Origin of the sequence: Kaistella sp., assembly GCF_049588135.1 — a bacterium.
Classification (GTDB): domain Bacteria; phylum Bacteroidota; class Bacteroidia; order Flavobacteriales; family Weeksellaceae; genus Kaistella.
On the sequence record NZ_JBAVFG010000219.1, the window covers coordinates 1 to 2,700 of the forward strand.

The window sequence follows — 2,700 nt, forward strand, 5'->3', positions numbered from 1 at the left end:
ATCGGTTGTTGTATAATTGTAGTGTGTAAAAATATTTCCGAAGTATTCCATTTTCTTTCGGTCGGTTTCCGATTTTATGATGTATAAACCGCGCAATCTTTTTCCTTCGGAAGTATGATATTTTACAAAAATTCGGTAACCAATTAAGAAGAAATCGTTTCCCATCAATTTCGGAAAACCTTTTGGTCTTAAACCTTCTGTTTGCACCATTGCGACGGCGATAAAAGCGTAATCGCCAAAAGTATCGAGTTCTAAACTTTCGGGAATTAAACCCGCCAATTCTTCTTTCGGAATGGCAAAAGTAAGAACGATTGAACTTTCGAAAAAAGCATCTACGGCAAAAGGATGATTTTTAAGAAATGGAAACATTTTCGATGTGCTTTTTCAAAATAAATTCTTTGTAATAAATCAAAGTTACAAATAAAAAAGCAAAAATGAGGTTTAGTTTTCCCCAAAGTAACAAGTCTGGAACGACTGAAAATTCAATAATATTCATCGTTAAAATGATGATCATTTGAAGCCAAGAATTAAGTTTAGCTTTCAGTTTGCTGAAAATCCAAATTGCCATCAAAATTTCTAAAACCCCGATAATCAAAGTGAACATTCCGGAATTTTCTGTTCCCAAAATTCTTCCAACAATTTCTTGATGTCTTGGTTCAAAATTTAAAATCTTGCAAAAAAGCCCATTAACAAGCCATACTAAACAAAAAAAATAATTTAGAAAGTTGTAAAATTTAATTTTATTCATTTCTAAATTATTTAAATATTTTAAAATATATGGAGCGTTACAAACTCTTAAACTGCTCCAACATTCTCTTATCGTTTTCGAAAAACATACGGATGTCGCTCATTTGATACATTAACATTGCGATTCGCTCGATTCCCATTCCGAAAGCGTAACCGGAATATTTATCAGCATCGATATTTACGTTTTTCAAAACCGCAGGATCCACCATTCCGCAACCCATAATTTCGAGCCAACCTGTTCCTTTGGTGATTCTATAATCGGTTTCTGAGTTCAAACCCCAATAAACATCGACTTCCGCACTTGGTTCTGTGAAAGGAAAATAAGAAGGTCTTAATCTGATTTTCGATTTCCCGAAAAGTTCGGTCGTAAAAAACTGAATCGTTTGTTTCAGATCGGCAAAACTCACATTTTCGTCAATATATAAACCTTCGATTTGGTGGAAAATACAGTGTGAACGCGAAGAAATCGCTTCGTTTCGGAAAACTCTTCCGGGCGAAAGAATTCTCATCGGCGGTTGGTTTTCTTCCATATATCGAATTTGCACCGAAGAAGTGTGCGTTCTGAGCAAAATATCGGGATTGGTTTCGATGAAAAAAGTATCCTGCATATCTCTCGCCGGATGATATTCTGGTAAATTTAAAGCGGTGAAATTATGCCAGTCGTCTTCAATTTCCGGTCCGTCTGCAACAGCAAAACCGATGGATTTAAAGATTTCGATAATTCTGTTTTTTACCAAATTGATCGGATGACGCGTTCCTAATTCCGAAGAAAATCCGGGTTTTGTGAGATCTTCTTTTTCGAGAATAATGTTAGAACTTGTCGCAGATTTCAAATCTTCCAACTTCGCTTCAACCGCTTGTTTCAGCGTGTTGATCTTTTGTCCGAATTCTTTTTTCTGTTCGTTGGGAACTTCTTTGAACTGCGCCAAAATATCGTTGATCAATCCTTTTTTACCACTAAATTTAATGCGGAATTGCTCAATTTCATCTTTACTCGTCGTACTGAAATTTCCTACTTCAACCAATAATTCCTCAATCTTTTCTAACATTTCTTTAAATATAATTGGATGCAAAAATACGATTTTTAACTGAAAATTTCGAGGTGAATTTGCGCTTAAATTTTTAAGATAAATTTTGACTTAGAATCTGTTTATGATTTATTCAAAAAAATATTTTAAACCATTAAGGTTCGTGAAGTGATTAAGGTTCATTAAGAATCAATGAATTGATTTTTAGTGCATTGCTAAATCATTCTTAATAAAATTTATTTTATCCTTAATCACTCCATTTTCTTAATGTTGAAAATAAATAAAATCTTAGGCTTTAATAAAATCCAGAAATTTTTCAATCGCTTTTTTTCGATGGCTGATTTTATTTTTGTCTTCAGCTTTCATTTCTGCAAAAGTGATTTCGTAATTTTCCGGAATAAAAATCGGGTCGTAACCAAAACCTTTTTCGCCACGAATTTCTTTTGTCAAATTCCCGTAAACTCTGCCTTCAAAATAGTTCGTTCCAGTTTCATCAACCAAACACATCACGGTTACAAAATAGGCTTTTCGGTTTTCTTCATTTTTCAATTCTTCCAAAACTTTTACCATATTTTTTGCAAAATCGTGATCGCCGGCGTAACGTGCAGAAAAAATTCCGGGTCTTCCGTCCAGCGCATCAACTACCAAGCCTGAATCGTCTCCCAAACTTGGCTTGCCGGTTTTATCAAAACAATATTGCGCTTTGATTAAAGCGTTTGCATGAAAGGTTTCTCCGTCTTCTACAATTTCATCGTGAATATCATAATCAGTTAGAGAAGTCACCATAAATTTCTCTCCTAATATTTGCTGAATTTCTTCTTTTTTATGATTATTGTGAGTAGCGATGAGGATTTCCTTTTTCATGAATAATGGGTAATAAATAGTGAATAATATTAAAAAAGTCTTTCTGTAATCTTTGTCAGAG

General features: G+C 33.9%; 4 protein-coding genes. All 4 read right to left on the reverse strand.

Annotation, left to right across the window (positions count from 1 at the left end; all coding sequences use genetic code 11):
• Positions 1 to 369: DUF2071 domain-containing protein (locus WBY99_RS12010; RefSeq protein ID WP_423976575.1), on the reverse strand; the 369-nt coding region annotated here is incomplete at its 3' end.
• A complete protein-coding gene (locus WBY99_RS12015) occupies positions 353 to 748 on the reverse strand; it encodes a DoxX-like family protein (protein ID WP_423976576.1) in 396 nt (131 codons plus the stop codon). The genes WBY99_RS12015 and WBY99_RS12010, both read right to left, overlap by 17 nt.
• 37 nt (positions 749 to 785) lie before the next feature.
• The gene (locus tag WBY99_RS12020) at positions 786 to 1,796 is read right to left on the reverse strand and encodes a phenylalanine--tRNA ligase subunit alpha (RefSeq protein ID WP_423976577.1); all 1,011 of its coding nucleotides are present in this window, start codon (positions 1,794 to 1,796) and stop codon (positions 786 to 788) included.
• Positions 1,797 to 2,063: 267 nt separating this feature from the next.
• Positions 2,064 to 2,639 (reverse strand): RdgB/HAM1 family non-canonical purine NTP pyrophosphatase, encoded by a 576-nt coding sequence (gene rdgB / locus WBY99_RS12025; RefSeq protein ID WP_423976578.1) that lies wholly within the window; start codon positions 2,637 to 2,639, stop codon positions 2,064 to 2,066.
• Positions 2,640 to 2,700 lie beyond the last annotated feature (61 nt).

Excerpts from the sequence above, each read along its gene's own strand:
- WBY99_RS12015 (WP_423976576.1), bottom strand. The coding sequence starts at position 748 with ATGAATAAAATTAAATTTTACAACTTTCTAAATTATTTTTTTTGTTTA.
- rdgB (WP_423976578.1), bottom strand. The coding sequence starts at position 2,639 with ATGAAAAAGGAAATCCTCATCGCTACTCACAATAATCATAAAAAAGAA.
- WBY99_RS12020 (WP_423976577.1), bottom strand. The coding sequence starts at position 1,796 with ATGTTAGAAAAGATTGAGGAATTATTGGTTGAAGTAGGAAATTTCAGT.